Here is a 25,747-nt window from a genome sequence, read left to right as displayed (position 1 = left end):
GCGACTCTGCAATTTCAATGGTTAATGACTAAACCAGGATAAGATTTTATCTTTTAGCTTGCTGTAGGGCGGGTAGCGCAAAGCGACGTCGAAACGAAAACTGCGTCTCATTACGGGCTTTAAATGGCTAAAGGTGTCGAAGCCCCATTTACCATGGTAGCGGCCCATACCACTGCGACCAACGCCACCAAAAGGCAATTCATCGTTCAGCATGAACATGAGTGTGTCGTTGTAACAAACATTGCCGGCAGACACTTGTTGTGTAAATAAATCGAGCAGGCGCTGATTGTTGCTAAACACATAGAGCGCTAACGGTTTTGGATGGTGACGGATTTTCTCGATGGCATCCGCCGCCGACCTAATGGTTATAACCGGCAATATCGGACCAAAAATTTCTTCCTGCATGAGCGCACTGTCATCTTTTACACCATCCACTATTGTGGGGGAAATATAACGTTCGCTCTTATCAGAGTCGCCGCCGATGACCACATTTTCGCCTTTCAGCATTTGTGTCAGTCGGTGCCAGTGTGCCTGGTGAATGATCCTGCCGTAATCACTGCTATGCTTGGCCTCCTCACTGTAAAAACTGATGAGCTCCTGCTGCATAGCGGCAATTAACTGGTCTTTCACACTGTCTTCTACCAGTACATAATCGGGTGCTATACAGGTTTGCCCGGCGTTAAGGAATTTACCCCAGACAATACGCCGAGCTGTGACTCGTATTGGCGCATCGGCTAAAACTACCGCCGGGCTTTTGCCGCCAAGCTCCAGCGTAACTGGGGTTAAATTTTCAGCGGCAGAAGCCATAATGGCTTTGGCAGCGTTTTCTCCGCCAGTATAGAAAATGTGATCGAAGGGCAGTGCTGTCAGTTGTTGCGATTCAGCTACCGCTCCAGTCACAATTTTTATCGCGGCATTGTCCAGATAACCTGGTAACCGACGCGTTAGAATGTCTGATGTTGCCGTTGAATGTTCAGAGGGTTTTATCACCGCACAGTTGCCGGCGGCAATGGCTGCAATTAAAGGCGCAAGAAGTAATTGTAAAGGGTAGTTCCATGCACCTAAAATCAGCACAACACCAAGCGGCTCAGGTACTAGCTGGCTTTTCGCCGGCCAGGCCAGTAAAGGATTACCAACTTTGCGAGTTTTGCTCCACTTGGGCAGAGCTTTAATTGTCTGCTTAATATCACTTTTGAGAAACTGTAATTCAGTTAAACGCGCTTCGCTAGCGTGTTTGTTGAGATCAGACTTTAGAGCTTGCAGTAAAGACTTTTCGTTTTCCGTAAGAAAACGCTGAAGTTGCTGAAGTTGATTTAAACGCCAGGACAGCGGACGAGTGAGTCCGCTGTCAAAATGGCTTTTTAATTGCTCCAGCGTGTTTTCAAACGGGTTCATCCAAGTCCGCCAAGTGTCACCGTTTTCAACTCAAGGTATTCGTCGATACCGTACTTAGAACCTTCACGGCCAACACCGGATTCTTTGATGCCGCCGAATGGATTATAAGCGTGTGATATGCCGCCGGTATTCACACCAACCATACCGTATTCAAGCGCTTCGCTGACGCGGAAAATACGAGCGGTGTCTTTGGCTGCGAAGTAAGAAGCCAGACCAAACGGTGTATTGTTGGCTTTTTCAATGCCTTCTTCTTCTGTTTCAAAGGTATTAATAGCCACGACCGGACCAAAGATTTCTTCTTCGCTAATATCCATTTCTTCGGTTACGCCTGTTATGACGGTTGGGGCATAGAATAAGTCGCCTAACTCGGTCATTACTGAACCGCCGGTTTCTATGGTTGCGCCGTCAGACTTAGCAGCAAGTACTAAACGTTGTACTTTATCAACTGCGTTCTGATCGATAAGCGGACCTAAGTCAACATCATCTTCTGTACCGGCACCTACTTTCAGAGCTTTCACTTTACTGACAACAGCTTTGGTGAACTCCTCCGCAACCGATTGCTGTACCAGTATTCTGTTTGCTGAAACACAGGTTTGCCCACCATTACGGAATTTGCACGCGATCAGCTGTTCAGCCGCTTGCTCGATATCGGCATCGTCAAAGACCAGGAACGGCGCGTTACCACCAAGCTCAAGAGACAATTTTGTGACGTGCTCTGAACATTGCTGCATTAGAATTTTTCCGACACCCGTAGAGCCAGTAAATGACAGCTTACGAACCTGTGATGAGGTTGCCAGGCGTTTACCAACACTCTTGGCATCGCTTGTCGGAATAATGTTGATAACGCCATCGGGAATGCCGACTTCACTCGCCAGTTGCGCTAATGCCAGACTGGAAAGTGGAGTTAATTGCGGTGGCTTAACGACGATAGTACACCCGGCCGCTAAAGCCGGCGCTATTTTCCGAGTGATCATCGCGTTGGGAAAGTTCCATGGGGTAATGGCCGCACAGACACCAACGGGTTCTTTAGTGACCATTACGCGTTTACTGCTATCAGCTTTAGGCAGTATATCACCATCAATACGTTCCGCTTCTCCGGCGAACCAGTCAACGAAGCTTGCTCCGTATTCGACCTCGCCAACGGCCTCAGCGACCGGTTTACCCTGCTCGGCACTCATTAATTCACCCAGTGCCTGCTTGTTATCCATAATAGATTCGTACCATTTACGCAGCAGCATCGCGCGTTCACGGGCTGTTTTCTTGCGCCACTTTTTCAGAGCGGTGTCTGCAACGTTTATGGCACGTTGAGTTAAATCTTCGTCAGCGTCAGCAACCTCGGCTATTACTTCGCCGGTTGCCGGATTAGTGACTGAGAAACGTTCGTCCGTAGGAACCCAGTGACCTTCAATAAAGCAGTCTTTCTTAGTCAGGGATGACATAGAATGTGCTGACATAATTCCTCCAAATTTGAGAATAGCTCTAATAATGTAGGCAATATAAAAAGAAATGGTTCAACTTTTTCGATTATTTTGATGTAAATAGATGCGTTTGGTGAAAAAAAGCTCAAAGGCATTGCTTTTTGAGTGAGAAAACGTATAATTCCCGGTTCCTCAAGGAACACCGCATAACTGATGAGGCAGCGGTCACCCTTGATTCGTGGGGTTGCAGCGCCTGATTCCAGTCCAGACAGTTTAGAGACTGAACACTGATTCCTGTTGCCGGGCCATAACCCCTTTTTTGTTGTGTTTGCCAATGGGCAAACGGGAATAAAGTGAGACAAATATGTCAAATACTCAAACAGGCGTGTCGTTTAACGACATGGCCTTACCTAGTGCTGTGCTTGAACAATTAAACGCAATGCAGTTTTTAACTCCGACCCCTATTCAGCTGCAGGCTATTCCTGCGTTGCTTGAAGGGCAAGACGTGCTGGGCGAAGCTCAGACAGGTACCGGGAAAACCGCTGCGTTTGGTCTGCCTGCACTGGCGAAAATTGATGCGTCGGTTAAGCAAACTCAAATATTAGTCGTAACTCCAACTCGTGAGCTGGCTATTCAGGTAGCAGAAGCGCTTGAAGGTTTTGCTGCGAAAATGCGTGGCGTTGGCGTCGCGACCGTTTATGGTGGTGCACCCTTTGGTCCTCAGGTTAAAGCCCTGAAGCAGGGAACTGCTATAGTTGTTGGTACTCCAGGTCGTCTTATCGATTTATTGAATAAAAACGTCCTGCAACTGGACGGTTTGAAAGTGGGCGTTCTGGACGAGGCCGATGAAATGCTCAACATGGGCTTCGTTGAAGACATCGAAACCATTTTAAAAGCTGTGCCGAGCACCGCACAACGCGCATTATTTTCAGCAACTATGCCAAATGCGATTCGTAAGCTGGCAAAAACCTTCCTGAAAGATCCGCTGAACATTCAGATTGAAGCTATTGCCCGCGAAAAAGCGACCATTAAGCAGAAAGCCTGGAAAGTTCAGGGCATGACGAAAATGACCGCCCTGACTCGGTTGTTAGAAGTTACTCCTTATCAGCGCGCATTGATTTTCGTACGTACCCGTCAGGATACGATGGATGTGGCTGAATTACTGCAACGTAATGGCTTTAAAGCGGCGCCATTAAGCGGTGATTTGAACCAGGCTCAGCGTGAGCAGACGGTCAGTCAATTACGTAGTGGACATATCGAGATTCTGGTAGGAACCGACGTTGTTGCTCGTGGTTTAGATGTTCCTGAAATTACTCACGTGATTAACTATGACTTACCAAGCGATACTGAATCTTATGTTCACCGTATTGGACGTACTGGTCGTGCCGGGCGTACAGGTGAAGCAATTTTATTCTTCCGTGCAAAAGAACGTCATTTGTTGCGTCACTATGAGCGTTTAACCAATGCACCGGTCGAGTTCTTTGAAGTACCAAACGCCAATGAACTTAGCAAGTATCGTCAGCAACAGTTACTGGAAAAGCTGCAGGCGTCACTGGCTCCTGAAACTGCAAGCGCCGATAAGCCTAAGCTAGAGAAACTGTTAGGCGACTGGCTGGAACAGTCTGAGTTGAGTGCTGAAGAAATTGCCTTAGCGTTATTGGCTCAGCATAATGAGCAACGTCCATTGTTCCTGAAAGAAGACCGTCCGGTACGTGAAGCACGTAGCGAACGTTCAGGTCGTAATGAACGCAGTGACCGTGGCGATAAGCGTAAACCTCGTGCAGAGCGTGGCGGTCGTGCAGCGGATGTCGATTTTGAAACCTACAAAATTCAGGTAGGCCGTGAGCATGGCGCTCGTCCGGGAGACATCGTTGGGGCTATTGCTAACGAAGCGTCAATGGACAGCAAGTATATTGGACAAATTCAGTTGTTCGATAATCACTCTTTAGTCCAACTGCCAAAAGGCATGCCAAAAGACATTATGCACGTACTGAAGAAAGCTCGTGTGCGTCAACAGCCTATGGGCTTGGAATTAAGCGATGAGCAAGTACGTCGCGCACCACGCCCGGCTCGTGAACGTGATACGCGTAGCGGCCCTAAGCGCAGTTCCGGTAAAGGTGCCGCGCGTCGTTTTAATTAATTAGCGTCTGTTAACTCGGCCGGATGATCAACAATGATCATCTGGTCGATGTCATATCCCCACTCATGAGCCTTGGCTAAGGCGTAATCAATATCTGCCTGAGAGACATCCGGGCTTCTCGATAAAAACCAGAAATACTCATGTGAGTCGCTGGTTACTATTGCCTGCTGATAATCACCACCTAACCAACTCACGTAATAACCACCATAAAAGGGCCAGAAGAAGGTAACCTGATATGCGGCATCCATATTTTCGATTGGCTCAGCCAGTCCAATAGCGGTTTGCCACTCTTCATTGTTGACATGATAACCCCGGTTGGTCACTTCCAGGGTGCCATCACCATTTAAGCGATACTCTGCAGTAACCCCCTGTAAGCCCTCTTCAAAGCTGTGTGGCATGCGGACTATTTCGTACCATTTACCCAAGTAGCGCTCGGCTTCAAAGTCGTCAACAACCTCGGCTACCGGTGTGGGTTGAGAGTTACAGGCACTCAGTAAGAACATAAAAAGTAACGACACCATCCATTTATTCATTGTGCTTCCTTTTATAACTCGTTGATATTATCTAAATAAGTTTCGGCTTGTTTCATTAACGCCTGCTGTTCTTTCCCGGTTTTTTTATTCCAGACCTGGTACATCATGCTCATTCTGTGATTGTCTTTAAAGCGTTCTTTATGACGTTCAATAAAATGCCAGTACAGGCTGTTAAAAGGACAAGCTTTTTCACCGGTTTTCTTCTTCGGATCATAATAGCACTCTTTACAGTAGTGCCCCATTTTTTGCATGTAGTTAGCGCTGGCAATGTAGGGCTTGGTTGCTATTAGCCCACCGTCGGCATACTGGCTCATGCCGCGTGTATTTGGCAATTCCACCCACTCGATGGCATCAATATAAATGCCAAGATACCAGTTATCCAAAGCGTCCGGTGATACGCCGGCCAGAAGTGCGAAATTTCCGGTTACCATTAACCGCTGTATGTGATGTGCGTAGGCATAGTCTAATGACTGCTTAATGGAATAGTGCAGACAGCTCATTTTGGTATCGGCAGTCCAGTAAAACTCTGGTAACGCTCTGTTGTGGTTAAGATCGTTAAGGTTTTTATAGTTGGGCATATGGGCCCAGTAAATGGCCCGCACAAACTCTCGCCAGCCAATAATCTGCCGACAAAAACCTTCAATTTGAGCAAGTGAAATGCTGTTTTTATTATTGGACCAGGCATCAATAGCAGCGTTAACCACTTCTAACGGATGCAGCATTTTGGTGTTTAAAGAAAATGAAATTCGCGAGTGATAAAGGCTCCAATGGGCTTCGCCGACGTTATTTTTGGTTGCCATGGTGTCCTGATAACGACCAAAATCAGGGAGTTCGAATTGACAAAAATGTTCAAGCAACTGCTTGGACTGTTTGCGGTTAACCGGCCATATCAGTTGAGCCGCGTTCGCTTGTCCCATGGTTTTAACGTCACTGTTATGCAGCAGCTCATCAATATCTGATACATCATTAGAGAAGATTAGAGGTGGCTCTACGTCATGGTTTGCGGGAATCTTTTTCTGGTTTTCTTTATCGTAATTCCAGCGTCCTCCGGTCGGGCGACCTTCTTCCATCAGAATATCGTATTGCTTACGGACCTTTCGGTAGAAAGTTTCCATTAAGTAGTTTTCGCTATTAGGAAAATACTCTTTTAGCGAGTTGCGGCCGGTAAGAAAGTGCTCTGTATCAAACCATTTCAAATTAATGTTATTGGCGCCGGCCCAGCTTTTCAATTGATGATCGAGCCGGTATTCGTCGGGTTGCTGACACTCCAAAGTAGTCACTTCGTGATCTTGCATTAATTGCTGAAGGTTCTGAGTCAGGCTTTGGTTATTAGTGTCATCATCAAGTTTTATATATTTGACTTGATGTCCTGCAGTGCTCAGTGCGTTACCGAAAGTCCGCATCGCTGCGAAAAAGGCTAATACTTTTTGTCGATGGTGAACAACGTAGTCGGTTTCTTGTTTGAGCTCCATCATCACATAGAGTACGCCTGCGTCCTTTTGCCTGAACCATGAGTGTCTGGCATTGAGTTGGTCGCCAAGTATGAGTCGTAGAGTATGAATTTTCATAAGCAGTGAGGGTTAGGGTTGATAGCTTCAATACGTTCTATTCAGAGATTCAGATCGGCATACCTAAATGCACCAAAATATGGCATTATGCGCGGTAGTTTCAGATTCAGGAGCAGTTATGGACCAGGTAGTGGGTAACGAAAATTCATCAGAGCAGAAACCGGTTAACGTCATTTGCATCAAGTGGGGTAAAAAGTATGGCCCCGATTACGTCAATACGTTGCATTCAATGGTCAGTCGTCACCTTAGTCGACCCTTTCGTTTTGTCTGTTTTACCGATGACTTTGAGGGTATCAATGACGAGATTGAAGTAAAAGCGATTCCTAAAATTGGTTTTAAAGACTTTGATGAACAAGTTCCGTGGGCAAAAGGTCACGGCTGGTTAAAGCTTACCTGCTTTGCGAACCCGCTTTATGATCTTGAAGGGCCAACGTTATTCCTGGATCTGGATATTATTATTGTTGGCAGCCTGGACGAATTCTTTGAGCCGGAAGGCGAATTTATGGTGATCAAAGAGTGGGATAAATCCGACGCTACCGGGAATACGTCGGTATTTCGTTTCGATATTGGCGCGCACGAAGACGCATTAGAGCACCTGAAGAAAGATCCAGAAACGGCTACTGCTGACGTACGGAATGAACAGGAATACATTACGCATTTTGTTGACCGCCAAAACAAGTTGACGTACTGGCCGGAAAAGTGGTGCCGTAGCTTTAAGCGCCATTGTCTGCGCCCGTTCCCATTAAGCTTCTTCCAAGAGCCACGTATACCTGAAGACGCAAAAGTTATTATATTCCACGGCAAACCGCACCCGGATGACGCGCTGGAAGGCCGAAGCGGTAAATGGTATCGGAAAGTTCTGCCGACTAAGTGGATTGCCGAGTACTGGCGTTAAATTATATGCGATTGTGGATCTACGGAGTATTCATACGGCTGGTCACCCCAGCCGTTTTTGTCTGGTTGTGGCTACGCGGCAGAAAAGACAGCCGCTACCGTCAGAACTGGTCAGAACGGCTTGCGCTGGGCTCTGTTGATAAAAGGCAGCACGGCTGTGTGGTTATTCATAGCGTTTCCGTTGGCGAGACGTTAGCGGCGAAACGGTTAATTGAGCAGCTTTTGCGTCAGGAACCAGGCCAAAAAATACTTATTACCTGTATGACGCCAACGGCTCGGGAACTTATCCAGCAGCATTTTGGCGAGTTTGTCAGTTGTCACTATTGGCCGATAGACACGCCGGGTGCCGCAAAGCGTTTTGTTCATATGTTTAAACCTAAAGCCGTGTGGGTTATGGAAACCGAGCTTTGGCCGCAAATGTTGAACCAGCTTGCCAGAAATAATATTCCTGTCGCGTTGTTAAACGCACGACTATCGGCTCGTTCAGCTGCAGGTTATCGGCGTTTTCATTGGTTGATGAATACAGTCTGGAAACAGCTGACACTGGTTTCTGTTCAAAATAAAGAAACCGCGCGACGAATGAAGGTACTGGGCGTTCCCGGTGGCGTGCTCTTCGTGGACGGAAACCTTAAGTACGACATTGAGCTCTCTGAGAATGACATCAAAAAAGCATTGGCGTGGCAGCAAAGCTGTGTATCGCGACGGGTCTGGTTAGCCAGTAGTAGCCATCCAGGCGAGCATGAGGTGCTGTTAGAGGCACATAAACTGATTCAACAGGACTTACCTGATTCCTGTCTTATCATTGCACCGCGACACCCTGAGCAATTTGAGGTGGTAGCGCAAATGATACAGGAATCCGGGCTTAAGCTTGCCCGTAGAACCGAAAATAATACGGTACCTGAAGATTGTGATGTCTTTCTTGCTGACAGCATGGGGGAAATGATGCTTTGGGGGCAATTAGCCTCGGTGAGTTTTGTCGGCGGAAGTATTATTGAGCGAGGCGGGCACAACCCCCTTGAAGTTATCGCTGCTGGCTCCAATGTTATGTCGGGGCGGCACGTGTTCAATTTCCCACAAGTTTACGGTGAGCTGGCAAAAGCTGGTGCCGTGCAGTGGGTTAATAATGCCGGAGAAATTAAACAAGCTGTGGAGTTGATGCAGCAGACAGCTGTCATGAAAGCGCAACATGAAGCTGCTAAAAGCGTTTTACAAACGCACCAGGGTGCTACGTTAAGAGTATTAAGGCGGGCACTGGAATGTACTCTGACAGGAAGCGGTATGATAAAAACAGAGCAGAGTCCCCAAGGGCTTGTTCGCTACGACAGCGATATTTTTGAAACAATAGAAGATAAACATTTTACAGCCCAGTATTGGCAGCAACAGAAGTCGATTGCGGGAAACTCAACGGGGCGCGCAACAGTCTGGTTTATTCAGCAGGGTGATTTGGGACTTTTACTGCGTCATTATTATCGTGGTGGTTTAGTCGGTAAAATTAATAAAGATCGTTTTTTACGTGAACCTGCAGAAAAAAGTCGGGCTATTCATGAGTTCGATTTGCTATTGAAGCTGCGGGAAATTGGCTTGCCCGTTCCGCGCCCGGTAGCGGCTCGTATGGAAAAGACAGCGGTTTTCAGTTACAAAGCAGACATTCTGGTAGAAGTTATTCCGGGAGCTGTCGATGTTTTTCGTTTACTTCGTGAAAAGAAACTCTCTGCAGAGTTATGGCAAAAGCTGGGAAGTGTTATTAAAGAGCTACACGATACCGGTGTCTACCATTCAGATTTAAATTGTCACAACCTTATGCTGGATGACAAAGATAAAGCCTGGATTGTCGATTTTGATAAATGCGATTTTCGAGAAAGCGGGGACTGGAAGGAAGCGAATATTCAGCGTTTGCTGCGCTCCTTACGCAAAGAAAAAGAAAAGAATGAGACTTTTTACTGGAAGGAGTCTCGTGACTGGCCAGAGTTATTAACGGGTTATCGCCGTTAAGCTTTAGACCATAAAAAAAGCCCCGGTCACTGAGTGAGCGGGGCTTTTTTATGCGCTAAGCACTGAATTAGTCGCGAACCTGACCGTTACCGGTCACCACGAATTTCTCAGTTGTTAGTGCTTCAAGACCCATTGGTCCGTATGCGTGCAGCTTACTGGTGGAGATACCAATTTCAGCACCTAAACCTAACTGACCGCCATCAGAGAAGCGAGAAGAGACATTTGCCATGGTAACGGCTGAGTCTACTTCACGAATGAAACGCTTAGCCGTTTCATCGTTTTCAGTGATAATAACTTCAGTATGACCGCTACCAAACTCCTGAATATGCTCAATAGCACCTTCGTAGTTGTCGACGGTGCGAACCGCAATCTCAAGAGCCAGGTATTCTTCACCAAAAGCGTCGTCTGCAATCTCATCAGCGCCATCAAAGTAACTTACTGAACGCTTATCGGCGTGAATGGTTACGTCTTTTTCAGCCAGAGCCTTAGCAGCCATAGGCAAGAACTTATCAGCAACGTCCTGATGAACCAGTAAACCTTCGAGCGCATTACAAACGCCGGTACGCTGAGTTTTACCATTAAGCAAAATGGCCAGAGCTTTATCAAGGTCCGCGTCTTTATCCACATACAGGTGACAAACACCTTTATAATGTTGAATGACTGGGATTTTACTGGTGTCGCTAACGAAGTGAATCAAGCCTTCACCGCCGCGAGGAATAACCAGATCGATATAGTCTTTCTGTTGCAGAAGTTCGGTCATCAGTTCGCGGTCAGGTGTTGGCACCACAGTGATAACGTCCTTAGGCAGATTGCTGGCTTCTAATGCTTCGTGCAAGGCTTCAGCAATGGCTTTGCTGCTTTCGATAGCTTCACGGCCACAGCGCAAGATAACGGCATTACCTGACTTAAAGCACAGGGCTCCAGCGTCAGCTGTGACATTCGGACGTGCTTCGTAAATCATGCAGATAACGCCTAGAGGAATGCGCATTTTCTCGATTTTCATTCCATTAGGACGCTCATCCAGAACGTAGCTGTCGCCTACAGGATCTTTTAACGCAATGATCTCTTCAATGGCAGAGGCCATACCCTCGACACGCTCAGGTGTCAATTCCAGGCGATCCATCATCGCATCGCTCAGACCTTTCTCTTTCCCGGTAGCCAGGTCTTTTTTATTGACTTCAATAATTTTGTCCTGGCGTGCGCGAATTGCGTCTGCCATCTTCTGCAGTACGCTGTTTTTGTCTGCTTCAGATAAGGTTGCTACAGCGCGTGCCGCTTTTGCAGCGCGTTGTGAAATTTCTTTTGCTAATTGCTGGCTCATGCGTCCTCCAAAATCATTAGATCGTCACGGTGAATGACTTCTGTAATTGGGCTATAGCCAAACTTTTCAGCTATATCTTCCGTTTGCTGCCCTTTAATGTGCATCAGTTCATGTGCGCTGTACTGACAAATACCTTTTGCGATAGCGTCAGTATCGTTGGCGCTGCGAACCAGCACGGCGTCACCGCGATCAAAGTCACCTTGTACATCAACAATGCCTGAACTGAGTAGTGAGGCACCGTTCTCAATTAATGCTTTCTCTGCACCTTCATCAACCAATATTTCGCCCTGGGCGACCAGAGTATGTCTTAACCAATGCTTTTTGTTGCTAATTGGATCAGATTGACGACGGAATAATGTGCCGGGGATATCCCCCTGTAGTAACGATTCAAAAGTCTCACCTTTACGACCGTTAACTATGTAAGTATCGATACCGTGTGAAGTGGCTTTTTCTGCAGCCTCAACTTTTGTGCGCATTCCCCCGGTGCCAACAGAACTCACTGAACCACCGGCTAGTGAATAAATGCTTTCGTCAATTTGTTCAACCACCGGTATCTTTTTCGCGTCTGGATTCAGGTTCGGATCTGAGTCATACAGACCGTCGATATCGGAACAAATAAATAGAGCGTCGGCGTCAACCAAAGTCGCGATCATAGCCGACAAGTTATCGTTATCACCGACTTTCATTTCGTCGGTCGCAAGAGCATCGTTCTCATTTACTACGGGTAAAATGTCGTGCTCTAACAATCTATTCAGGGTGTTTTTAATGCTGACGTAGCGAGCTCGGTCGCGTAGGTCGCTGTGGGTCATTAGCAACTGGGCGCAGGGGGAATCGAAAAAGCGTGACCAGTAACCCATCATTTCATTTTGACCGACTGCAGACATTGCTTTACGCACGGCAACCGGTACTTTTTTGTGTTCAAAGTTAAAATGTTTGCGGCCGGCAGCAACGCTGCCTGACGAGACCAGGACAACTTCCTGTCCGCGTTCTCGACACTCGTTAATAAAGCGAGCTATGGGTAATAGGTATTTGGTGCTAACCCCAGTTTCATCTGGCGCGATGAGCGCACTCCCCACTTTCAGTACGGCTCTTCGCCAGGATGGCGCTTTCATAGAGACTCCCTTTTGTTGAATTCGTTAGTAGTCTAACAGATTGGCTGTCTAAGCTCCAGTGAGGCTCATAAGCCATACCTATTGTCAATATATTAGACAATAATTTAGATTTACAAGAAAAAAAGAGTTGTGGCTGGAAACTTTCTAACTTAAAGAGTTAATTTTCCGGCGGAGTATAGCCCTCAATTTCAGGGTTTTCTCCCTCGAATAAGAAAGCGGTCATTTGTTTTTCAAGAAACTCACGATCGGTAGGATCCATCATGTTTAACCGTCTTTCGTTTATCAGCATGGTTTGTTTCTTTTGCCACTCTCCCCAGGCTTCTTTTGATATGTGGTTAAAAATACGCTCACCTAACTCGCCTGGATAAAGCTGAAAATCGAGGCCTTCGGCTTCTTTTTGAAAATGCTCACAAAATACAGTACCGCTCATGCTGTTTTCACCTATTTAGTCATTAACTGCTCCATCAGTTTAACGGTTGGTGCTGCAAAGCCCAAGTCTTGATTAGTATTCGCTTTGACCCACAGGTTTTTTGCTTCGTTAAGCGAAGTCTCAGAGGGAGCAACGTCAATTAGCAGAGGCTTACAGTCCAGGTGGAAGTGGCTAAAGGTATGACGAAAAGGAGTCAGTTGGTGTCTTGCCAGCTCAGTGACGCCGTATTGTTGAGCTAAGGAAGGGATGTCCGTTTCCTCGTCGCATTGCGGAAAGCACCAAAGGCCGCCCCAAATGCCGGACTGAGGACGCTTTTCTAGCAAGAACTGCTGGTTATGCCGAAAAAGCAGCATATGTGTTGCTTTTACTGGTTTAATCTTTTTCGGCTTCTTTCCCGGGTATTGTGCTATTGTCTCCGTTGCCTTTGCAACACAGGTGCTATTGACAGGACATTGCTCGCAAAGCGGTTTACTGCGAGTACAAATCATTGCACCGATATCCATCATTGCCTGATTGTATGCGCCGGAGCCTTGTTTCGGAGTCAATTGTTCACTCAGTTGCCACAGTTGCTTTAAAACATCTGACTTACCAGGCCAGCCAGAGACAGCAAAATGACGTGCTAATACACGCTTGACGTTGCCATCCAGAATAGGTGCGTATTTACCGTGCCCAAGAGAGCGAATTGCGCCGGCTGTTGAGCGACCAACCCCGGGTAATTGTTCGAGTTCATGAACTTTTTTTGGAAATTCGCCGTTATATTGAGTGCAAACAAGTTTTGCAGTTTTATGAAGGTTTCGGGCTCTTGCGTAATAGCCTAATCCAGTCCATAAATTCAATACTTTGTCTTGTGGAGCTGAGGAGAGTTTCTGAACCGTAGGAAAGGTTTCCATAAAACGTTCGAAGTACGGAATAACGGTAGTAACCTGGGTTTGTTGCAGCATAATTTCTGACACCCAGACGCGATAGGGCGTGACGTTTTTCTGCCATGGCAGATGCTTGCGTCCGTATTGCTGAAACCAATTGAGAACCTGTGAGCTGAATGTCTGAGTCAACTGTAAATCTCTGCAAATAAAAGTGACTTAATTGAAAAATGTACTACTATTTATGACATATACAGTGTCTCATATTCCGAGCATGATTGTTATTGCAATTAAAAGGAGCTTTGCAATGAAAACCTTAAATTTAATCACTATATCTTTGCTAACCGCGGGGTTAACCGCTCCAGTTTTTGCACAGCAGACTGAGGTTGAGCAAAACGACTTTTATCTGGGCGCGCGCCTGGGTGCGTTTTCTGCCGACGACGATCGCGTTGCGGTAAAAAATGGGCAAGTATTTTCTGTTGATGACGGTTTCAAAACCATTACTTCAGGTGTTGAAGCCGGCATGATGTTTACCGAAGCATGGGAAGCCCGTGTTTATTATGACTATATGGAAGCCGACCTGGTTGGCGCAAGCGATGCATACGGTGACAGCTACGGTGTTGATGCGTTATACCACTTCAACAACAACTTTTATGCTGGTTTAGGTTTGAACAACACCGAAATTGGTGATGTTACAGATGTTGCTGCGCGAGTCACTCTTGGGCATCGCAGCTTTATTACCGATAATCTGGCATGGCGTGTTGAAGGTGGTGCTCAGCGTGGCTGGGAAGAAGACTACACGGAAATGTTCGCAAACGTTGGTTTGCAATGGTTCTTTGGCGGTCGTGACACGAGCCCTGAACCAAAAGCACGTCCAGAGCCACGTCCTGAACCTCAAAAAGCGGCACCTGAACCTAAATCTGTAGATTCTGATGGTGACGGCGTTGTTGATTCAAAAGACAAATGTGCCAATACACCTAAAAATTATTCAGTAGATGAGACCGGCTGTATTCTTTATGAAAACGAGACTATTACCGAAGAGTTGCTGGTAGAGTTTGACTTAAACTCGTCTAGCATTCGCAGCGGTGAACGGTCAGATATCAAAGATATGGCAGAGTTCATGAAAGAGCATCCACAGTTAGATATCACTATTCACGGACACACGGATAGCACGGGCGAAGCGAAATATAACCAGTGGTTGTCTGAACGTCGTGCAGAAGCTGTTGCCACTGCACTTGTTAAACAACATGGTATTGAGAAAAGCCGCGTTGACTTTAAAGGTCACGGCGAATCTCAACCAAAAGTTCGTGAAAACAGTGCTGCTGACAGACAGGAAAACCGTCGCATAGAAGCAACATTGAAAGTCGTAAACCGGGTGCCTAAAACTCGTTAATACTGATTGTATTGATTGCTTGAAATAGCGATAATGGTTCTACTCTAAACAGGCCTGATTTTTCAGGCCTGTTTTTTTGGTATTAGCTAAGTCATTAATTTTCAGGAAAGTCATGAGCCATTTTAAAACTGCCGAAGAAGCCGCCGCTGCCGGAAAATATGTGAGAACAGTGCGGAGCTTTGTGAAAAGAGAAGGAAGACTGACAAAAGGGCAGGCTGCTGCAATTGAACGTCTTTGGCCTTCAGTAGGCTTAGCTCTGGAGAATGGCCGGTTGAATTTAGTTGAGGTGTTTGGCCGGCAAGCGCCGGTAACTCTGGAGATTGGTTTTGGCATGGGGCATTCATTGGTCGAAATGGCCGCTAATGCTCCTGAACGAGACTTTATTGGTATAGAAGTTCATGAGCCGGGTGTAGGCGCATGTCTTATGGCTGTAGAGGATGCAGGGGTGAAAAACCTCCGGGTGTGTCATGAAGATGCGGTCGAAGTATTAAAACAATGCATTCCGGATAACAGTCTGAACTGCGTTCAAATTTTCTTTCCGGACCCCTGGCACAAGAAGCGCCACCATAAACGGCGCATCGTACAGCCCGAGTTTGTGCAATTATTAATTCAGAAAATTGAGACTGGCGGAGTCATTCATCTGGCAACAGACTGGGAAAACTATGCAGAGCATATGCTGGAAGTTTTGAGTGACGAACCCCGGTTAATGAATTTGTCGTCTTCAGGTGATTACGTACCACGTCCTGACAGCCGACCCAAAACCAAGTTTGAACGCCGTGGCGAAGGAAAAGGTCATGGTGTTTGGGACCTTCAGTTTAAAATAAACTAATCTGCCACGCTTCTGGGTTAATCCAGAAGCGTATCCAGAACCGAGTTTAAGAATCGGTGGCCGCGTTGAGTCAGTTGCCAGTTACGCCCGTCTTCTGCTACAAGCTCCAGAGTTTTCGCTTTCGCTAACTGCTTTGAGGCTAGCTCTGCAGAAAGAGCTGTGGTTTGTTCAAAGTTATTTTTACTAACCGGCTCCAGTAGGCGGAATTGGTTCATGAAAAACTCAAACAAGCGGTCATCTACTGCGACTTCTTTTAATTGATAACGCAGAGGCTTGGTTAAATCTAAATAGCCTTTGGGGTGCTTCACTTTTTCGCAACGCAGGATTTTATTTTGCGGAGGCAGAGTGACTTTGCTGTGGGCTCCGCAGCCAATACCTAAATAGTCGCCATATTGCCAGTAGTTACGGTTATGCCTGCTCTGATGGCCCGGTTTAGCGTAAGCGCTCACTTCGTACTGAGAATAACCTGCTGCTTCCAGAAGTTTATGACCCTGCTGATAAATTTCCCACAGTGTGTCGTCGTCCGGTAGTTCCGGAGGTTGGCTTGCGAATAGCGTGTTAGGCTCAATAGTTAATTGGTACCAGGAAATATGCGGCGGGTTCAGGGCAATGACCTGGCGTAGGTCGTCTAATGCCATTTCTACAGTCTGATCCGGTAAGCCATGCATAAGATCGAGATTAAAACTGGATAGCGGTAATTCACTTGCGTGAGTGGCTGCATCTTTTGCCTGCTGCGGATTGTGAATACGCCCCAGGCGTTGTAACTGGTGCTCCTGTAAGCTCTGAACACCAATAGACAACCGGTTGATGCCTGCGGCAACGAAAGCAGAGAATTTTTCGGTTTCAAAGGTTCCCGGGTTCGCTTCCATGGTCACCTCACAGTCGGAACTTAATGTCACTATTGAACGGACACCATCCATTAACTGCTGTATTGCTTTTGCGGATAATACACTCGGCGTGCCCCCGCCGATAAATATTGACTGAATTTCCCGATTCTGAACCCAGTCAAAGTCGGCTCGTAGGTCTTCTAAAAGACGCCCGACATAGCTTGCTTCGGGCACATCGCCGGTCAGTTTATGAGAATTAAAATCACAATAAGGGCACTTCTGAATACACCATGGAATGTGTATGTACAGAGACAGCGGTGGAAGCGTCAGAGGAGAAGTCATTCAGCCAATTGCTCCAGTAGTAGCTTTAACGCTTGTCCGCGGTGGCTGAGCCCTTGTTTTTCTGTTTTGCTTAATTGCGCTGCGGAACAGTTTTTTTCTTTAACCCAGAACACGGGGTCGTAACCGAAGCCTTCTTCACCAACCGGATGAGTTAATATGTGTCCGTCCCAGCGGCCCTGGCAGATGATTGGTGTCGGATCTTCTGCGCTTTGCATATAAACCAATACGCAATAAAAACTGGCCTGCCGCTGGTGCTCTTCAGTGCCCTCTAAAGCCTGTAATAATTTATTGATATTATCGGAGTCTGTCGCATTGGGACCAGCATAACGAGCAGAATAAACACCCGGAACGCCATTTAAAGCCTTAACGGCCAGACCTGAATCATCAGCAATAGCAGGTAACCCCGTTTGCCGGCAAGCGTGACGAGCTTTTATAATGGCATTTTCAACAAAAGTGGTGCCGGTTTCATCAGCCTCAGCGAAGTCCCACTCTGACTGCGGGCGAACTTGCCAGTCGGCGGTGGCATGTGTCTGACTTAACATGTGACGCAACTCGGCAACTTTTCCTGCGTTGCCGGTAGCCAGCACTAAGGTTTTTTGTGACGTCATAAGCGAACCTGTACCCTAATTATCAAGAGGCACAGGATAAAGGGTTTTAACGGGATTTGAAATCTAACATTAGCCTCTAAGTGAAACCTGCTATGATGAACAAGCAGAGACAAAGATAAGGAGATTCTATTTGGATTCGGCTAACACCTTGATTTTATTGTGTGGCTTGCTGCTGGTTGTCAGCATTTTAGCCGCTGTAGCATCCAACCGGCTGGGTGCACCTGTACTGCTGACCTTTTTGTTAATTGGAATGCTTGCGGGTGAGCAAGGTGTATTAGGCGTCGAGTTTAATAATCCGGATATTGCATTTTTTATTGGCTCTGCGGCTCTGGTTATTATTTTGTTTGACGGGGGGATGCGCACACACCCTGAGCGCTTTCGGGTAGCGCTCTGGCCGGCTATTAGCCTGGCAACCATAGGTGTCGCATTAACCTGTACTATGGTGGCTTCTGCAGCGGTGTATTGGTTTGGTTTACCCTGGCCTGCGGCTTTACTAATGGGAGCGATACTCAGTTCAACAGATGCCGCGGCGGTGTTTGGCATATTTCAGTCCCGCGGGTTGCAAATTAAAGAGCGGGTCGCATCTACCCTTGAGATAGAGTCGGGCAGTAACGACCCCATGGCCGTTATTCTAACTTTAACCATGACCGGTGCTGTAGCCAGCGGCAGCTTTCCCGACTGGTATTGGGTAGGCCTGGACATTGTTTGGCAGCTAATTGGCGGCCTCACCATAGGTTGGTTAGGTGGTCGGTTATTCATTATTGCGGCACGTAAGTTGCCTCTTAGTTTCAGCTTCTTTCCATTGCTGGCGGTAGCCTGCGCTATTTCCATTTATGCGCTAACAGCAAAACTCCATGCCAGTGGGTTTCTGGCGGTTTATTTAATGGGCTTTGTTATTGGTAATGCGAGGCTGCCTCAACTAGTACATATATTGCAAGTGCAGGATGGGCTCGCCTGGCTAAGTCAGATAGCCATGTTCCTTATTCTGGGGTTATTGGTTGTTCCTTCTCACTTAGTGGCTAACGCGCCGGTAGCCATTGGTATTGCCTTTACTTTAATTTTTATTGCCCGCCCGTTAGCTGTGGTTATTAGCTTATTGCCGTTTAGCTTTCCCTGGCGTGAACAAGTGTTTATTAGCTGGGTAGGCTTACGGGGTGCGGTTCCTATTATACTGGCGTTATTCCCCTGGTTGAGTGGCGTACCTGATCAAGAATTGTATTTTGATATCGCCTTTGTGGTAGTGATGATTTCACTCATTATTCAGGGGTGGAGCATTGCACCGGTAGCGCGTTGGTTAGGGCTTGAGGTGCCGCTAAAAGCTAGGCCTCAGCAGCGTATGCCACTATCATCGGTGCCCAGTAAAGAGGCGCTGGAGGTGTGGTTATACCGCATCGATAAACACTCGCCGGCTTGTGACCATACCTGGAAGGAACTAAAACTGACGGCGCCGGCTACTTTCGTGGGGTTAATTCGCGACGGAGAATGGTTGCAGCCAGAAACCCAGCCCATGGTGGAGGAGGGTGATGGCCTACTGGTTGCTGCGACGGTAAACGATATTGATGAGGTGAGCAGAATTTTAGCGTCAGGCGGTAAGGGCTTAAAAGTATCCGAGAAAGACTTCTTTGGTGACTTTACTTTGCGTGGCGATCTGACGTTGGCCGATGTCGGTAGCTTTTATCCTCTGGGTAATCTGGACGATGCTCTGCTGAGTACGACAATCGCTGATTACTTCTCGCAGAAATTCCATCGCCGCGTTGTTATTGGTGACAATATACGTTTGGGCGATGTCATTCTGACGGTAAGAAAAATCAGCGATAAAGGTGATATTCAGTCGATAGGCGTTAAGCCGGTTCAAAGCTAGTCGTTCAACCAGAACTCCTGGTTAAATTTAAACTGATGTTCACCAACCTGAATGGTAAAACGCAGGGTTTCGGCATTAGAGTGCTTAAACTGAGCCAGGTAATAACTGGCATCACCTTCAGTCACCTGTTGAAAATCGAGCTCCTGTATTTGTCCCAGCGGATTCACCACTTGTCCGGTTACCTCGGGTGTTTGCGCTTTTTGAGTCTTTTTATCCAATACCGCAATATTGAGAACGCCTTTTGATGCGCTGCGAGTTAAGTCGTATTGCGTCGCAATAGAAGGAGATAAAGAGGTGGAGTTAAAAGCGCTGTAGTGAACATCCCAGTCGCCCAGGGACTCTTTCTGTTCAGCCATAACAATGCCTGAAAATATTAAAGAAACGACCATTACTGTTTTAACAAAGAATGCTTTACTCATCACTTTTCCTCCACCAGTAGTATTAAACACCAATCAATATACGCAAAAACTGCAGTGCAATAATGACAACCAGTACCGATAAATCTAATCCTCCTATTGGAGGAAGAATTTTACGTACAGGCGCTAATAGCGGCTCTGTGATTTGGTGCAGCATGGCTTCTACCGGGTTGTACCCTTGTGAGAACCAGCTGAGTATTGCCCTAATAACCAGTACCCAGAACAACATTGACAGCAAACTGCTTACAGCCGTTAATACTCCCTGAATGACAATAACCAACGGACTAACAGCTAAGTCATTTAGCCAAACCAGGGCGGCGACTTTTAACATACCTAATGCCAAAGCAAAAATTAAGCTGGCTGTATCCAGCTTGCCCAGCATTGGCATAAAGCTGCGCAGCGGACCCACTACAGGCTGGGTTGCCTTATAAACAAACTGGCTGACCGGGTTATAAAAGTCAGCTTGAGTTAACTGCATCCAGAGTCGCAAAAGTACGATGACCAAATACAGGTCAATTATGGTTGCGACTAAAAATGTAAGGGCGTTATTCATAGTGACTCCTAAAAGAGTTTCGCCATTTCCTGATTACGGTTAACTGCGGCTTTTACGGCTTTTTCCGAAATGCCGTGTAAGTCAGAGTCTTGATATGCTTCAACACCCTTAGCCGTAGAGCCGCCTTTACTGGTGACTTGCTTGCGCAAATCCTCCAATGATAACTCACTTTCTTTAGCCATTTGTGCAGCGCCTAAACAGGTTTGCTGAACCATGGCGCGGGCTTTCTCGGCATCAAAACCAAGCTCGGTGGCAGCTTTTGCCAGGCTGTCCATAAACTCGAAAAAGTAAGCTGGCCCACTGCCTGCTACGGCGCCAAGAATATCGAGTTGATCTTCGTCACTAACCCAGAGTGTTTCACCTACGCCATTAAAGGCTTCGGTTACAAAGTTTTTATCCGCTTCGTCTACAGAGTTGTCCGTAACTAAACCAGACATGCCCTGACCTATCAGTGACGGCGTATTTGGCATAACACGGATAATACGGATGTTTTCCCCTAAATACTCGCGATATTTAGGAATACGAATACCAGCAGCAATAGTGATGATGAGCTTGTCAGTTAAGTTGTGAACGTTTTCACGTAAGTGAGCGCAAACTTCTGCCATTAACTGAGGCTTAACCGACAGTACGATAGCGTCCGCGTTCTTCACCACTTCCAGATTATCGTTGCTGGTATTCACACCCAGATCCGACTTCATTTTTTCTAATTTGGCATCACTTGGGTTACTGACCCAGACTTTGTCAGCGGGATAACCGCTTTTGCACATACCGCCGACAATGCTTTGTGTCATGTTTCCTGCGCCAATAAAGGCAATATTCCGAATGTCGTTCATTAGGACTCCCGTTCTCCAAAAATTGCTGTTCCAATACGTACCATGTTAGCACCCTCAAGTACCGCTTGTCGCATATCACCCGACATCCCCATGGATAAGGTATCAATTTGCTCGCCATAAGTTTGTTGCAACTTTTGGTAGAGCTTATACATGTGTTGAAAACTTTCTTTCCGTTCGTCTTCTGCTGTCCCGGCTTTAAGAATAGTCATTAAACCGCGTAACTTGAGTTTAGGGCAATTCATAACGTATTCCGCTAAAGCATCAACCTGCTCGGGAGCTAACCCCGATTTGTTGTCGTCATCATCAATATTAACCTGCAATAACAGGTTGAGCTGCTGCGAATCGTCGGGGCGCTGCTCATTGAGACGACGAGCGATTTTTTCCCGCTCTACGCTCTGTACCCAGTCAAAGTGCTGAGCTATGTCTTTGGTTTTGTTCGACTGAACCGGGCCAATAAAATGCCACTGCACCGGCTCGGTAGTTTGTTCTTTTAGCTGAGTAATTTTATCAACGGCTTCCTGAACATAGTTTTCGCCGAAATGCATTTGGCCGGCGGCAATAGCGGCTTTTATTGCTTCCAAAGAGTGCTTTTTACTCACCGCCAACAATCTTATTGACTGCGGGTGTGGCGATTCTTCAGATAAAATCTGCAATTGCTGACGTATTTCCGCGAGATTATTTGTTATCTTTTCTGCTACCTTAGTTGTCATTGCCACCGTCATCTCACTTATTCAGGGATTAGATATATGAATGTTAACGAATTACTGGCCTTTAGTGTGAAACAAAATGCCTCGGACTTACATTTGTCCTCCGGCAGTGTCCCTATGATTAGAGTGGATGGGGACATTCGTCCGCTAAATCAACCCGAACACCAGCCGGATGAGCTGAAAGACATGTTGTTTGAGGTGATGACCAAAGGCCAGTGGCAGGAGTTTGAAGAAAAGTTCGAGTGTGATTTTTCATTTGAAATTGAAGGCGTTGCGCGTTTCCGCGCCAACGTTTTCACGCAGCGTAAAGGCATCGCAGCGGCTTTTCGCATGATACCTGCCGAAGTCACCACTTTAGATCAACTGGATGCCCCGGAAATATTTAAGGACATTGTCAGTGCCAACCGGGGATTAGTGTTGGTAACCGGACCGACCGGCTCGGGTAAATCAACCACATTGGCCGCCATGGTTAATTATTTAAACCAGACCCGGGCGCTGCATATTTTGACTATAGAAGACCCTATTGAATTTGTGCACGATAACCAGAAAAGCCTGGTCAGCCAGCGTGAAGTTCATCGGGATACTCGCAGTTTCAGTGCGGCTCTGCGTTCAGCACTGCGTGAAGACCCTGATGTGATTCTGGTGGGTGAAATGCGCGATTTAGAAACCATTCGTTTGGCCATGACGGCAGCTGAAACCGGGCATTTGGTTTTAGGTACTTTGCATACAACCTCTGCACCAAAAACCATTGACCGTATTATTGATGTGTTCCCGGGGGATGATAAACCGATGATCCGTTCCATGCTGTCGGAATCTTTGCGTGCGGTTATCTCGCAGAGCCTGCTGAAACGAGTGGGTGGCGGTCGTGTCGCCGCACATGAAATTATGCTGTCGTCGCCCGCGATTAAGAACTTGATTCGGGAAGACAAAGTGGCGCAAATGTACTCTTCTATTCAAACCGGAGCTGAGCGGGGTATGCAAACATTAGATCAGGCACTCAAGAAATTACTGGCCCGTGGCGATATAGAAGCAGAAGAGGCGCGCCGCTGTGCGGTGACTAAAGAGGATTTCTAATGCTAATACGGAGCGTTTGGCTGCTTCTGCTGTTGGCTGTGGCGTTTAGCGCATCTGCCCAGCAGACAACACGAGTGGCTTTTGGCTGTTGCATTGACCATACCAAGCGACAGGAAGTCTGGGATGCCATTAATCATGCGCAGCCTGAAGTGTTTGTGTTCCTGGGCGATACTATCGATGAGAACGCCGGTGACATGGATGACTTACTGGATGCTTATGAGGTGTTCAACCGTTACAGGGGGCCTCGGGTTCTAAGGCGCAACTCTGCGGTGATGTCGGTCTGGAACCGCAACGATTACAGTCTGGATGGCAAGAGCGGAAAAGATAACCCCAATCGTTATGCCGTTCGCAACCACTTTCTGACTTTCTGGCGTGAGCCGGCAACCTCGGAACGGTTGTTCCAAAAGCACGGTATCGCTAAGAGCGTAATTTTTGGGAACGAATCGCAACGCGTGCAGGTGATTGTTCTGGACGGCCGCTGGAACCGCGACCCATTGAGTCAGGTGGGTTGGGTAGAGCGTCAGACTCGTCGGTTTAATGCTGACTTAGGTCCTTATCAGTCGAACAACACTGGCGATTTGCTGGGTGATGAACAGTGGCAGTGGCTTGCGGAGCAATTACAACAGCCTGCCGAAGTCCGCATTATTATGAGCGCAACACCGGTAATAGCTCCTGCTAACGGCTATGACAGCTGGGCACTTTACCAGCGTGAACAGAAACGTTTAAAAGAGCTGCTGACTGAACTGAAGCCTTCTGGGTTACTCTTGGCCAGTGGTGACAGACTGTTCGGTGAGTTTGCTAAGTCAGATGAATTTCTGCCTTATCCACTGTGGCAGGTGACGCCGGGGACTATTAATTTTGACGGTGAAACGCCTTACTCATCTGTTTATCGCGACGGTGAGGCCTATGCCGAAAGCCGTTATGGTCAAATTGAAATTATTTGGAAAGAGCAGCCGGAACTGGAGCTAACACTCCGTGATGTTGACGGCCGGCCGCTCGAGACTCGTCTCATTAACCTCAGTCAGTTACAACCAGACTAGGCGGTTTGCGGTGTTTTGTCGCTTGCTCATAGGCAAACGCCGCTTCTATAAGGGTTGCCTCAGAGCGTGCAGCACCAAAGAAGCTGATACCTACCGGCAGGGCGGGTTCGCCTCCAATTTGAATATAACCCATAGGCACTGATATGTGCGGGTACCCGGCAACCGCCGCAGGTGAACTGGCCGATCCTGAGTAGTTGTCACCAAGTACGTGATCAATTTTCCAGGCAGGGCTTGTCGTCGGGGCTATTAGTAGGTCGATATTGTTCTCCTGAAGCATGGCATCGATGCCTTCTTTGCCCGCCAGTTTTTTACTTTTGGCCAACGCTTTTTGGTAAGCGGCTTCGTCATCCTGAGCCTCTGCCATTTCAAAAAGCTCCTGACCAAAGAGTGACAATTCCTGCTTAGATAGTTCTTTATTTGCCGCTATCATGTCACCTAAATTGTCATAAGACAGATTCGTACTGCTCAGATAAGCCGCCATATCCTGTTTAAACTCATACAGCAGCACGGTAAATTCATCACCGCCATATTCACCGTAGGTTGCCATTTCTACGTCAACGATCTCAGCTCCCTGAGCTTTCAAAATCGAAAGTTGTCGTTCGAACTGTTGGTCGAGTAATTCGTTATAACCCATTAAGTTGCGAACCACACCAATACGCTTGCCTTTGAGTCCGTCTGTTTTTAAATGCGAGGCAAAATTCGTCTCAGTACGATAGCCCGCGGGGTCATCTGGATCGTAAGCTTGCATCGCATCCAGCATTAAGGTGGCTCCTGCTACGCTGCGGGCCATTGGGCCTGCGGTATCCTGGCTATGAGAAATAGGAATAATGCCGTCACGACTGATAAGACCCAGCGTAGGCTTGATGGTAACAATGCCATTAACCGCGGCCGGACAGGTTAGCGAGCCGTCGGTTTCGGTACCTACCGCAAGTGCGACTAAATCGGCGGCAACGGCGGTGGCGGAACCTGCACTGGAGCCACAAGTGGAGCGAGTTGTGTCGTACGGATTGACCGCCTGGCCGCCAATAGCACTCCAGCCCGAGCTTGAGCGGGTAGAGCGAAAATTCGCCCACTCACTTAAGTTGGCTTTGCCTAGAATAATGGCGCCGGCATCACGTAACTGTTCTACAAGAAAGGCATCATCTTCCGGGTAGTTTTCTGCGAATAATAATGACCCCCCGGTATTCGCCATGCCGTCGGCGGTATCAATGTTGTCTTTTAAAATAACAGGAATACCGTGTAATGGACCGCGAATCTCGCCTTGTTCGCGCTCGGCATCAAGCCGTCTGGCATCTGTCAGAGCATTCCCGTTGACGCTGTTTACTGCTCGTAAGTTCGCACCCTGACGATTATGGGTATTAATGCGTTGCAGGTAATATTGTGTGAGTTGTTCGGCGCTTAAATCACCATTGGTCATGGCGTTTTGCAACTTAATAACAGAGGCGTCCTGCCAGGAAAACTTGTCTTGCTCCGTCGGCTGTGTCTGACAGGCCGATAAGGTCAGAATAAATAGAAATGCAACGAGTTGTCTCATGCCAAAGCCTTTGTTGTTTTTATGTTTTTCATAAAGTGGCATAACTTTTCCTGTAAGGCGAGTCATG

At 47.2% G+C, this 25,747-nt stretch carries 23 protein-coding genes; 8 read left to right on the top strand and 15 right to left on the bottom strand.

Annotated elements, in window-relative coordinates:
• Positions 1 to 21: 21 nt before the first annotated feature.
• Positions 22 to 1,395, bottom strand: coding sequence for an aldehyde dehydrogenase family protein (locus tag Q5L94_RS04605; RefSeq protein WP_317497282.1), 1,374 nt, complete (start codon positions 1,393 to 1,395; stop codon positions 22 to 24).
• Positions 1,392 to 2,834: an NAD-dependent succinate-semialdehyde dehydrogenase gene (locus tag Q5L94_RS04600; RefSeq protein WP_317497520.1), complete on the bottom strand. Its 1,443-nt coding sequence runs from the start codon at positions 2,832 to 2,834 to the stop codon at positions 1,392 to 1,394. The genes Q5L94_RS04605 and Q5L94_RS04600 overlap by 4 nt, the downstream gene beginning before the upstream one ends.
• Positions 2,835 to 3,177: 343 nt before the next feature.
• Here Q5L94_RS04600 and Q5L94_RS04595 point away from each other — a divergent pair, with 343 nt between their 5' ends.
• On the top strand, positions 3,178 to 4,953 hold the full coding sequence (locus Q5L94_RS04595) for a DEAD/DEAH box helicase (RefSeq protein WP_317497281.1): 1,776 nt from the start codon (positions 3,178 to 3,180) through the stop codon (positions 4,951 to 4,953).
• Here the strand turns inward: Q5L94_RS04595 and Q5L94_RS04590 are convergent.
• Positions 4,950 to 5,486, bottom strand: a complete 537-nt coding sequence (locus Q5L94_RS04590; RefSeq protein ID WP_317497280.1) for a lipocalin family protein — start codon at positions 5,484 to 5,486, stop codon at positions 4,950 to 4,952. The genes Q5L94_RS04595 and Q5L94_RS04590 overlap by 4 nt on opposite strands.
• 11 nt (positions 5,487 to 5,497) lie before the next feature.
• Positions 5,498 to 7,054: a cryptochrome/photolyase family protein gene (locus Q5L94_RS04585; protein WP_317497279.1), complete on the bottom strand. Its 1,557-nt coding sequence runs from the start codon at positions 7,052 to 7,054 to the stop codon at positions 5,498 to 5,500.
• A gap of 118 nt (positions 7,055 to 7,172) precedes the next feature.
• Here Q5L94_RS04585 and Q5L94_RS04580 point away from each other — a divergent pair, with 118 nt between their 5' ends.
• Both Q5L94_RS04580 and Q5L94_RS04575 read left to right on the top strand, forming a co-directional pair.
• On the top strand, positions 7,173 to 7,949 hold the full coding sequence (locus Q5L94_RS04580; RefSeq protein WP_317497278.1) for a glycosyltransferase: 777 nt from the start codon (positions 7,173 to 7,175) through the stop codon (positions 7,947 to 7,949).
• Between the two features lie 5 nt (positions 7,950 to 7,954).
• Positions 7,955 to 9,940 (top strand): 3-deoxy-D-manno-octulosonic acid kinase, encoded by a 1,986-nt coding sequence (locus tag Q5L94_RS04575; protein ID WP_317497277.1) that lies wholly within the window; start codon positions 7,955 to 7,957, stop codon positions 9,938 to 9,940.
• A 67-nt stretch (positions 9,941 to 10,007) separates the two neighbouring features.
• Here the strand turns inward: Q5L94_RS04575 and Q5L94_RS04570 are convergent, their stop codons facing one another.
• The 4 genes from Q5L94_RS04570 to mutY form a co-directional block, all read right to left on the bottom strand.
• Positions 10,008 to 11,261, bottom strand: coding sequence for a glutamate-5-semialdehyde dehydrogenase (locus Q5L94_RS04570; RefSeq protein ID WP_317497276.1), 1,254 nt, complete (start codon positions 11,259 to 11,261; stop codon positions 10,008 to 10,010).
• Positions 11,258 to 12,373 carry a glutamate 5-kinase gene (proB, locus tag Q5L94_RS04565; protein WP_317497275.1) on the bottom strand — a complete coding sequence of 372 codons (1,116 nt, stop codon included), beginning with the start codon at positions 12,371 to 12,373 and terminating at the stop codon, positions 11,258 to 11,260. Before proB ends, Q5L94_RS04570 begins: the two co-directional genes overlap by 4 nt.
• Before the next feature lie 157 nt (positions 12,374 to 12,530).
• Positions 12,531 to 12,803 carry an oxidative damage protection protein gene (locus Q5L94_RS04560; protein WP_317497274.1) on the bottom strand — a complete coding sequence of 91 codons (273 nt, stop codon included), beginning with the start codon at positions 12,801 to 12,803 and terminating at the stop codon, positions 12,531 to 12,533.
• A gap of 11 nt (positions 12,804 to 12,814) precedes the next feature.
• Positions 12,815 to 13,855 carry an A/G-specific adenine glycosylase gene (gene mutY / locus Q5L94_RS04555; RefSeq protein ID WP_317497273.1) on the bottom strand — a complete coding sequence of 347 codons (1,041 nt, stop codon included), beginning with the start codon at positions 13,853 to 13,855 and terminating at the stop codon, positions 12,815 to 12,817.
• A 115-nt stretch (positions 13,856 to 13,970) separates the two neighbouring features.
• On the opposite strand from mutY, the gene Q5L94_RS04550 reads away from it, so the two are divergent.
• On the top strand, positions 13,971 to 15,056 hold the full coding sequence (locus tag Q5L94_RS04550) for an OmpA family protein (RefSeq protein ID WP_317497272.1): 1,086 nt from the start codon (positions 13,971 to 13,973) through the stop codon (positions 15,054 to 15,056).
• A 112-nt stretch (positions 15,057 to 15,168) separates the two neighbouring features.
• A complete protein-coding gene (trmB, locus tag Q5L94_RS04545) occupies positions 15,169 to 15,885 on the top strand; it encodes a tRNA (guanosine(46)-N7)-methyltransferase TrmB (RefSeq protein WP_317497271.1) in 717 nt (238 codons plus the stop codon).
• Between the two features lie 17 nt (positions 15,886 to 15,902).
• Here the strand turns inward: trmB and hemW are convergent, their stop codons facing one another.
• Both hemW and rdgB read right to left on the bottom strand, forming a co-directional pair.
• Positions 15,903 to 17,054 (bottom strand): radical SAM family heme chaperone HemW, encoded by a 1,152-nt coding sequence (gene hemW / locus Q5L94_RS04540; protein ID WP_317497270.1) that lies wholly within the window; start codon positions 17,052 to 17,054, stop codon positions 15,903 to 15,905.
• Positions 17,051 to 17,662, bottom strand: coding sequence for an RdgB/HAM1 family non-canonical purine NTP pyrophosphatase (gene rdgB / locus Q5L94_RS04535; RefSeq protein ID WP_317497269.1), 612 nt, complete (start codon positions 17,660 to 17,662; stop codon positions 17,051 to 17,053). The genes hemW and rdgB overlap by 4 nt, the downstream gene beginning before the upstream one ends.
• 130 nt (positions 17,663 to 17,792) lie before the next feature.
• Between rdgB and Q5L94_RS04530 the strand changes: the two genes are divergently transcribed.
• Positions 17,793 to 19,523, top strand: coding sequence for a potassium/proton antiporter (locus Q5L94_RS04530; RefSeq protein ID WP_317497268.1), 1,731 nt, complete (start codon positions 17,793 to 17,795; stop codon positions 19,521 to 19,523).
• Here Q5L94_RS04530 and Q5L94_RS04525 read toward each other — a convergent pair.
• From Q5L94_RS04525 to Q5L94_RS04510, 4 genes are read right to left on the bottom strand one after another with little or no spacing between them, the layout of a single operon-like run.
• Entirely contained in the window at positions 19,520 to 19,942 is a 423-nt protein-coding gene (locus Q5L94_RS04525; RefSeq protein ID WP_317497267.1) for a DUF4426 domain-containing protein, read from the bottom strand. The genes Q5L94_RS04530 and Q5L94_RS04525 overlap by 4 nt on opposite strands.
• Positions 19,943 to 19,964: 22 nt before the next feature.
• Entirely contained in the window at positions 19,965 to 20,492 is a 528-nt protein-coding gene (locus Q5L94_RS04520) for a YggT family protein (RefSeq protein WP_317497266.1), read from the bottom strand.
• 8 nt (positions 20,493 to 20,500) lie between these two features.
• A complete protein-coding gene (gene proC / locus Q5L94_RS04515) occupies positions 20,501 to 21,325 on the bottom strand; it encodes a pyrroline-5-carboxylate reductase (RefSeq protein WP_317497265.1) in 825 nt (274 codons plus the stop codon).
• Positions 21,325 to 22,035, bottom strand: a complete 711-nt coding sequence (locus Q5L94_RS04510; protein ID WP_317497264.1) for a YggS family pyridoxal phosphate-dependent enzyme — start codon at positions 22,033 to 22,035, stop codon at positions 21,325 to 21,327. The genes proC and Q5L94_RS04510 overlap by 1 nt, the downstream gene beginning before the upstream one ends.
• 36 nt (positions 22,036 to 22,071) lie before the next feature.
• Between Q5L94_RS04510 and Q5L94_RS04505 the strand changes: the two genes are divergently transcribed.
• Positions 22,072 to 23,106 carry a type IV pilus twitching motility protein PilT gene (locus Q5L94_RS04505; protein ID WP_317497263.1) on the top strand — a complete coding sequence of 345 codons (1,035 nt, stop codon included), beginning with the start codon at positions 22,072 to 22,074 and terminating at the stop codon, positions 23,104 to 23,106.
• Complete coding sequence (locus tag Q5L94_RS04500; protein WP_317497262.1) at positions 23,106 to 24,146, top strand: phosphodiesterase; 1,041 nt, start codon at positions 23,106 to 23,108, stop codon at positions 24,144 to 24,146. The genes Q5L94_RS04505 and Q5L94_RS04500 overlap by 1 nt, the downstream gene beginning before the upstream one ends.
• On the opposite strand, the gene Q5L94_RS04495 is transcribed toward Q5L94_RS04500, so the two are convergent.
• Positions 24,124 to 25,722: an amidase gene (locus tag Q5L94_RS04495; protein ID WP_317497261.1), complete on the bottom strand. Its 1,599-nt coding sequence runs from the start codon at positions 25,720 to 25,722 to the stop codon at positions 24,124 to 24,126. The two genes, Q5L94_RS04500 and Q5L94_RS04495, sit on opposite strands and share 23 nt — an antisense overlap.
• Between the last annotated feature and the right edge of the window lie 25 nt (positions 25,723 to 25,747).

This window comes from Idiomarina sp. Sol25 (assembly GCF_033052775.1).
Taxonomy (GTDB): Bacteria; Pseudomonadota; Gammaproteobacteria; order Enterobacterales; family Alteromonadaceae; genus Idiomarina.
This window is presented reverse-complemented; position numbering and strand designations above follow the sequence as displayed.

Bases quoted from the DNA above. Each gene is read 5' to 3' on its own strand.
- Q5L94_RS04510 (WP_317497264.1), bottom strand. From the start codon at position 22,035: ATGACAACTAAGGTAGCAGAAAAGATAACAAATAATCTCGCGGAAATA.
- Q5L94_RS04550 (WP_317497272.1), top strand. From the start codon at position 13,971: ATGAAAACCTTAAATTTAATCACTATATCTTTGCTAACCGCGGGGTTA.
- Q5L94_RS04595 (WP_317497281.1), top strand. From the start codon at position 3,178: ATGTCAAATACTCAAACAGGCGTGTCGTTTAACGACATGGCCTTACCT.
- Q5L94_RS04590 (WP_317497280.1), bottom strand. From the start codon at position 5,486: ATGAATAAATGGATGGTGTCGTTACTTTTTATGTTCTTACTGAGTGCC.
- Q5L94_RS04585 (WP_317497279.1), bottom strand. From the start codon at position 7,054: ATGAAAATTCATACTCTACGACTCATACTTGGCGACCAACTCAATGCC.
- trmB (WP_317497271.1), top strand. From the start codon at position 15,169: ATGAGCCATTTTAAAACTGCCGAAGAAGCCGCCGCTGCCGGAAAATAT.
- Q5L94_RS04560 (WP_317497274.1), bottom strand. From the start codon at position 12,803: ATGAGCGGTACTGTATTTTGTGAGCATTTTCAAAAAGAAGCCGAAGGC.
- Q5L94_RS04505 (WP_317497263.1), top strand. From the start codon at position 22,072: ATGAATGTTAACGAATTACTGGCCTTTAGTGTGAAACAAAATGCCTCG.
- Q5L94_RS04495 (WP_317497261.1), bottom strand. From the start codon at position 25,722: ATGCCACTTTATGAAAAACATAAAAACAACAAAGGCTTTGGCATGAGA.
- Q5L94_RS04525 (WP_317497267.1), bottom strand. From the start codon at position 19,942: ATGAGTAAAGCATTCTTTGTTAAAACAGTAATGGTCGTTTCTTTAATA.
- Q5L94_RS04600 (WP_317497520.1), bottom strand. From the start codon at position 2,834: ATGTCATCCCTGACTAAGAAAGACTGCTTTATTGAAGGTCACTGGGTT.
- proB (WP_317497275.1), bottom strand. From the start codon at position 12,373: ATGAAAGCGCCATCCTGGCGAAGAGCCGTACTGAAAGTGGGGAGTGCG.
- Q5L94_RS04500 (WP_317497262.1), top strand. From the start codon at position 23,106: ATGCTAATACGGAGCGTTTGGCTGCTTCTGCTGTTGGCTGTGGCGTTT.
- Q5L94_RS04570 (WP_317497276.1), bottom strand. From the start codon at position 11,261: ATGAGCCAGCAATTAGCAAAAGAAATTTCACAACGCGCTGCAAAAGCG.
- Q5L94_RS04575 (WP_317497277.1), top strand. From the start codon at position 7,955: ATGCGATTGTGGATCTACGGAGTATTCATACGGCTGGTCACCCCAGCC.
- Q5L94_RS04580 (WP_317497278.1), top strand. From the start codon at position 7,173: ATGGACCAGGTAGTGGGTAACGAAAATTCATCAGAGCAGAAACCGGTT.
- rdgB (WP_317497269.1), bottom strand. From the start codon at position 17,662: ATGACGTCACAAAAAACCTTAGTGCTGGCTACCGGCAACGCAGGAAAA.
- Q5L94_RS04520 (WP_317497266.1), bottom strand. From the start codon at position 20,492: ATGAATAACGCCCTTACATTTTTAGTCGCAACCATAATTGACCTGTAT.
- proC (WP_317497265.1), bottom strand. From the start codon at position 21,325: ATGAACGACATTCGGAATATTGCCTTTATTGGCGCAGGAAACATGACA.
- hemW (WP_317497270.1), bottom strand. From the start codon at position 17,054: ATGACTTCTCCTCTGACGCTTCCACCGCTGTCTCTGTACATACACATT.
- Q5L94_RS04605 (WP_317497282.1), bottom strand. From the start codon at position 1,395: ATGAACCCGTTTGAAAACACGCTGGAGCAATTAAAAAGCCATTTTGAC.